Annotated in this window: 1 protein-coding gene; it reads right to left on the bottom strand. The window is 71.4% G+C overall.

What is annotated here, in order from left to right; all coding sequences use genetic code 11:
- Positions 1-385: FAD-dependent monooxygenase (locus tag FMQ63_RS37250; RefSeq protein ID WP_194866462.1), on the bottom strand; the 385-nt coding region annotated here is incomplete at both ends.

The raw sequence follows: 385 nt of genomic DNA, 5'->3' as shown, positions 1-385 counted from the left end.
GCACGCGGCCGGCCACGTAGTGACGTGCCAGCTGGCGGCGCAGCGGGAAGGCTGCGCGCGGTGATGCCAGCCGCAGCTCACCCAGCCGCGCCGCGAAGGCGCGGGTCAGTTCGCGGTTGAAGCTGTCTTCGTCCAGCGCCAGCACGCGCGCGGCCTCGTCCTCGGGCAGGGTCCATACGATCGAGCTGCGGCGCTCGGCCACCGGCAGCAGCGCCAGCGGCCCGCTCGGCAGGAAACGCTGCCAGGCGGTGGCCTGGTTGGGAAGATCGCTGTCCACGTAGGCCACCACGCCACGCTGGTGGTAGTCATGCTTTTCAACCTCGATCCCGGCCAGTTGGCGCAGGGTCGATTCGGCGCCGTCGGCGGCTACCGCCAACGCCGCTTC

The organism is Myxococcus sp. CA005 (assembly GCF_006518205.1).
GTDB lineage: Bacteria > Myxococcota > Myxococcia > Myxococcales > Myxococcaceae > Myxococcus > Myxococcus xanthus.
The sequence above is the reverse complement of the archived record's forward strand: the minus strand, read 5'-3'. Positions and strand labels throughout refer to the sequence as shown.